This is a genomic window from candidate division TA06 bacterium, assembly GCA_004376575.1.
GTDB lineage: Bacteria > Hydrothermota > DG-26 > E44-bin18 > E44-bin18 > E44-bin18.
Window position 1 is genome coordinate 1 of the sequence record SOJN01000146.1, and the last position, 5,457, is coordinate 5,457.

At 50.8% G+C, this 5,457-nt stretch carries 5 protein-coding genes and 1 tRNA gene; 3 read left to right on the top strand and 3 right to left on the bottom strand.

Translation table 11 applies throughout. From position 1 onward, the window contains the following. Nucleotides 1–265: 265 nt before the first annotated feature. The 3 genes from E3J62_12145 to E3J62_12155 form a co-directional block, all read right to left on the bottom strand. The gene (locus E3J62_12145) at nucleotides 266–1,564 is read right to left on the bottom strand and encodes a DUF401 family protein (protein ID TET43827.1); all 1,299 of its coding nucleotides are present in this window, start codon (nucleotides 1,562–1,564) and stop codon (nucleotides 266–268) included. After that, entirely contained in the window at nucleotides 1,565–2,122 is a 558-nt protein-coding gene (locus E3J62_12150) for a hypothetical protein (protein ID TET43828.1), read from the bottom strand. Between the two features lie 292 nt (nucleotides 2,123–2,414). Next, nucleotides 2,415–2,498: transfer RNA gene (locus E3J62_12155), tRNA-Leu, on the bottom strand. 113 nt (nucleotides 2,499–2,611) lie between these two features. Here E3J62_12155 and smpB point away from each other — a divergent pair. Genes smpB through E3J62_12170 form a run of 3 tightly spaced genes read left to right on the top strand, consistent with a single transcriptional unit; the run spans nucleotide 2,612 to nucleotide 5,407 of the window. Continuing rightward, the gene (smpB, locus tag E3J62_12160; GenBank protein TET43829.1) at nucleotides 2,612–3,061 is read left to right on the top strand and encodes an SsrA-binding protein SmpB; all 450 of its coding nucleotides are present in this window, start codon (nucleotides 2,612–2,614) and stop codon (nucleotides 3,059–3,061) included. 34 nt (nucleotides 3,062–3,095) lie between these two features. After that, nucleotides 3,096–4,550 carry a hypothetical protein gene (locus E3J62_12165; protein TET43830.1) on the top strand — a complete coding sequence of 485 codons (1,455 nt, stop codon included), beginning with the start codon at nucleotides 3,096–3,098 and terminating at the stop codon, nucleotides 4,548–4,550. Continuing rightward, the gene (locus E3J62_12170; GenBank protein TET43831.1) at nucleotides 4,538–5,407 is read left to right on the top strand and encodes a glutamate racemase; all 870 of its coding nucleotides are present in this window, start codon (nucleotides 4,538–4,540) and stop codon (nucleotides 5,405–5,407) included. Before E3J62_12165 ends, E3J62_12170 begins: the two co-directional genes overlap by 13 nt. Nucleotides 5,408–5,457: the final 50 nt, after the last annotated feature.

Genomic DNA, 5,457 nt, shown 5'->3' on the forward strand with positions numbered 1-5,457 from the left:
ACCTAGCGCGCCGCAAGCGGCGCTACTCCATACATTCAGGAGTAGCCGCCTGTCCGGGCCGTTTCACGGCCTCCTTCGCACTCGGCTTCGCCAAGCATAAACTCCGCCGGAGGGAGCTTGCCTGCCCTGTCCGACGGGGCTCGGCGCCACAAGGAAGGGTTCTCCGTATGTTCCGCAACTCCTCCCTGTCATCAACTTTTTCGGAGAAGAGCCTATATTTTCTATTCAACATGTAAGATATGCGCTGCTATTCATCACTTATAGCTTACAGCTTGAGATAGAGGAAATAGAGTCCGAGTGCCAGCAATATGGTGAGGATCGCGGGGGGCACAAGCAATCTGTAGATCCCCGCCCAATCCGCCTTGAAGTACTCTTTAGTCATTATTATACAAAGGTGGACGGGGGAGAGGAATGTGCCCATGAATCCAGAACAGTATGCAAGGACAGTGTATGAGACGAGGTTCTCTGAAAGCCCCTGGGCTGCTATCAATGCCATCAGTATCGGAAAAGTGGTTCCGAGAAATGCGACGGTAACTCCGGTTATCATTCCAACGAAAAACGGCAGAAACATCGATATGGCTATCATTGGCATCTGCTTGTCTGCCAGGGATTGAGTTATTCCGTCCACAGCGCCGGAGTCTGTGAGGAGTTGTCTGAAGGCCATTACTCCCAGTATTGTGAAGATCAAGATCCATACTGTTTTGTTCTTGAGTATCTCCATTATCTGAGGAGTAGTCATCTTGTTTTTCTTCCAAACCCACAAGACACCGACCCCCAGAGCTATTGCCAGAGAAGCCCTGTCCGGGAGAATCTCGAAAAAGAGCAGTCTCGCTCTTGCAAATGCAATAAGGACTCCCAGAATGATACTGAGTGCCACAATGATAATGATTGGCAGTGATTCGTAGAAAAAACTCTTCGTATCAATTGCCACTTCCTTTGCTGTGGTCTGTACTGAGGGCAATCGACGGAGAAGGAATACGTATCCAAAGACGACCGTGAGCAGGGTCACCGGGATATGAACGAGAACGAACTTCCCCAGAGTCAAATCTGCGAGTGCACTTCCTACGATCACGCCGGGGTAGAGAGGCCATGAGTACTCCCAGATATGCCTGAACCAATGGTTGATGGCAGTCTTGTGTTCTGCGGTCAGCTCCTCTGTTCCAACTGAATCCACCATAGGCGCGGAGAAATACGCACCGCCAGGCATGGGGAGAAGACCGATGAGGGCTGGAAAGGTGGCCAGTGACAACTTGTAATGCGAAAACCTTCTCCTGAAGGAGATCACTATTCTTTGAAGCTGCCCGGTCCTCGACATGGACTGACTGAGGAGAAGAATCAGGCCAATTGCCAGGGTCAACATAAGTGTTGTTTCATCGACCAGAGACAGCCCTAGTGACTTGAGTATCTGCAGCGGCGGCATGTTGAACCAGAAACCCACAGCCAGGGCGCCGGCAAGCATGGCAAGTCCTAGAGGGGTTTTGAACTTGAGAGCTATGACAATGAAAACGAATACTATGAGCACCTTGAAAGTGGGGGATATGCTGAAGAGAAAGTGAACCATCATTCAAGAGGGGGTTCGTGCGTATTCGTGAACAGCGGCAACGAAGCTTTCGGTTCTTTCCGGGCTGAGGACGAATTTGGCGCCATTGCCAATGACGACTGCTTTGCTCCTGTTAGTTGCATACATTCTAAAAGTCCCCAGTTCGTCGCACGCGTATATCCCGTACCAGCCAAAAGCCCCGCCGTTACCTATCAGCCTGAAGGTTTTTGTACTGGAGAGCTGTGGATAGGGATAGCAGCTTTTCACCTGAGACATAGGTATGGATGAGGATGGCCAAAAATGTCTTCTCACGATTATTCTGTCCTGACTCACTGCATACGAAGAGGGAGCCATTGCGTATGTTGCTGAACAGACCACGAAAAGAATTGCGGCAACTATCAGTGCTACGGACCTTACTTCTCCGCCCCTACTCAACGCAACCAATGCTGCCGCAACAGGTGCTCCAACCAATATGAAGCTCAGGACTGTGGCTGTCTTGTCAAGGCCGGCTGTCTTGTATGTTGCCATTGTACTCGCTGGTGTGCGCTTTCCTGGTGCCAGATTGGAGGCAGGCAGCATCATAGCACTGCCGATTTGCGGGTGTCAAGGCAAATGTAGATTCCGCAAGTGATTGACAGAATGGGGAAGCGGTTGTATACTACACCCGAAAATAGAAAATCGAAAACGAAAATAGAACCACTAACCACAGATTACACGAGATTAGCACAGAAAAACATTGATCCTATGCCTGAACCAGAGAATGAGAAATCTTGTGGTAATCCTTGCCCTCCGAAGCCACGAAGGGTGAAGGAGGGTGTGTTAATCTGTGGTTCCAAGGGTTTGAGGTCTGGGATAGGTTGATGGGAAGGGGGTGTGCCGAAGGGGGGATTTGAACCCCCACAGGCGTGAGCCCACTGACTCCTGAAGCCAGCGCGTCTGCCAATTCCGCCACTTCGGCGTCGCGGCTATTATAGGAAAGGGACCTGTAGTTGTCAAGGAAAGGCGCAGAGTGTTTGCTGAACACAGTCGCAATTGGAGTTTCCGCAGACTGCAACTTAACTACATTCGACGATGAAAGTTGCTGCAACCAACCGTCGTGCACGCCACGACTTCTTTATTCTGGAAACGTACGAGGCGGGATTAGAACTGAAGGGCTCAGAGGTGAAGTCTTTGAGAGCTGGCACCGTGAGTCTCAAAGGTTCATATGGTAGGGTGGAAGGTGGAGAGGTGTATGTATACGATTTCCACATAACCCCATACGAAAAGAGCGGTCCTTCTGCGCCCGATCCCAAGAGGCCCAAGAAGCTTCTACTGAAAACCTCAGAGATAAAGAGGCTTTATGGCAAGACGCGAGAGCGAGGGTACACTCTGATCCCCCTTTCCGTGTATTTCAACGACAGAGGATATGCGAAACTGGAGTTGGGACTCTGCAGGGGCAAGAGGCTTTATGACAAGAGGGAGGCCATAAAGGAGAGGGACATAAGAAGAGAGAAGGAGGCTGAGTTGAGGAAGTGCAGGTAACGCTTGTCTCAGGTTGGATCCCTAATCACAGTCTATGGATAACTCTTTCAAGAACATACTCATTTTGATCACACTCCTGGTTTTGCCGGCCATTGGAGCTGCGGCTTCGATAGCCGTCTTCTCCGATGGAGTTGTGTACAATGCCGAATCGTACAAGATAGGTGAAGATGAATACATCAGCGCAGAAGCACTGGCGAAGGTATTCAGGGGTCGTCTTCAATGGAACGACAAACTCCACAAGGGAAAGCTGACCTTCTCTGGCCACTCTGTTGTACTCATTCCTGACAATCCATTTGTGCTTGTTGACAAAGGCTTCTTATCCATCCCCGTGACACCTCAGCTTCACGGTGGCAAACTGATGATTTCAGTACTCACAGTTCCAGCCATATTTAGCAAGGCCTCAGGCAAGAAGGTGGTGTGGGACCCGGAAGCCCGTACACTTTTAATTGGTCGAGGAGCACCGAACATAAAAGGGATAAGATTCTCCTCATCCCCTTCTGGGACCAAGGTCGTTCTGGACTTGACCAAGCCGCTTAAGTATCGACCCAGGTCTCTTCCCAAAAACAAATTTGAGGTCTTCCTCGAAGGAGGAGTTCTGAACAGTAGTGACATCTCCGCGAAGAGTTGTCCAGGTCTTATACGTTCTGTGGATGCTGAGACTACTGATGATGGCGCGAGAGTGGTGTTCCATCTAAATAAGAGACACGTCAAAGCAAAGGTTCTTTCCCTCAAGGGACCGAATAGGCTGCTGGTCACTTTCACTCCGGGAAGAAAAGAGGTGGTCGTTGAAAAGCGCGCTCTTGAAGTTATCGTCGTGGACCCGGGGCATGGGGGAAGGGATCCCGGTGCCGTGGGTCGGACTGGGCTTTGTGAGAAGACAGTCACTCTGGACATTGGCAAACGGGTTGCTGAGTTGTTGAGAAGAAAGCTTCACGTCAAAGTGATACTAACCCGAACAAAGGACGAATTCGTTTCTCTGGCCGAGAGGGCCAAAATTGCCAATGAGAATAAGGCAGACCTGTTCGTATCCATACACTGCAACGCGTCCCTGAAGCGAGAGAGTGGTGGAACTGAGACATATTTCCTTTCGGTCGCCAAAACGGATTGGGCCCGGGCGGTGGAGGCGAGGGAGAATGCCGTGATAAAGTTTGAGCTCCCCGAGGCCGCGGGTGACACTGCCAGTCTGGACTACATACTCTGGGATATGGCGCAGAACGAGTTCCTGAATGAGTCGAGCGAGTTTGCCGAAGTCATACAAAAGGAACTGACCAGCAGGTTCAGAATCGAGGACAGGGGACTCAACCAGGCTGGTTTCTATGTCTTGAAGGGATGCTACATGCCTGCCATACTGGTGGAGCTTGCCTTCATTTCCAATAGAAAGGAAGAAAAACTTCTCAAAAAGGATTCATTCCGGGGAAAGGCCGCTCAGGGTATCTACGAAGGAATAAAGAGTTTCAAGAAGGCCTATGAAAGGAAATTGAACCTTTGAACAAGCCCATCGGAGTTTTCGATTCAGGGGTTGGAGGCTTGACAGTCGCGCGCGAGATTCTCCGCCACCTGCCCGATGAAACGATAGTCTACTTCGGAGATACGGCTCGAGTTCCATATGGGACGAAATCAAGAGAGGCGATAACAAGGTTCGCGCTTGAGGATGCACGGTTCCTGGTTTCCAAGGATGTGAAGATGATTGTGGTGGCATGCAACTCAGTCTCATCAAATGCTCTTGGCCGTCTCAAGGAGGAGTTTGGGATTCCCGTACTTGGAGTTATTGAGCCCGGAGCGAGAGCCGCGTGCAGAACAACTAGAAACAACAAGGTCGGTGTCATTGGGACCTCTGCAACCATAGAGAGTGGCGCATACAAAGAGGCAATACACAGGTGCAGTCAAGAGGTTGATGTCATCTCGGCCGCCTGTCCACTCTTTGTGCCGCTGGTCGAAGAGGGTTGGCTCGACAAGAAAATCACTGTTGATGTTGCCAAAGAGTACCTTGTGCCGCTTCTTGAGAAGGGAATCGACACTCTTCTCTTAGGGTGCACACACTATCCTCTGCTGGAGCGAGCAATTGCTATGGTGACAGGCAGTGAGGTGACACTGGTCGACTCAGCTGAAACGACTGCCAAAGAGGTTGCCGAACTGGTGAGAAGTGGGGGGCCTGTTGCGAACGGACACGGCGAGCGCGCTCATCAGTTCTTCCTGAGCGACATACCGAGAAACTTCACCGAGATAGGAAAAAGATTTCTGGGTAGAGAAATCGAGCCGGTTCAGAGAGTGGACCTTTCGCCCGCGTTCCATGCGCGGGCGAATCCACCTTCGCTGAAGCCTCGAAGGGCAGACAATTCAAAATGAAGACTGTCGAGGATCCCGAGGACTTCATTTCATTCCCTTTGGTCCCCTCG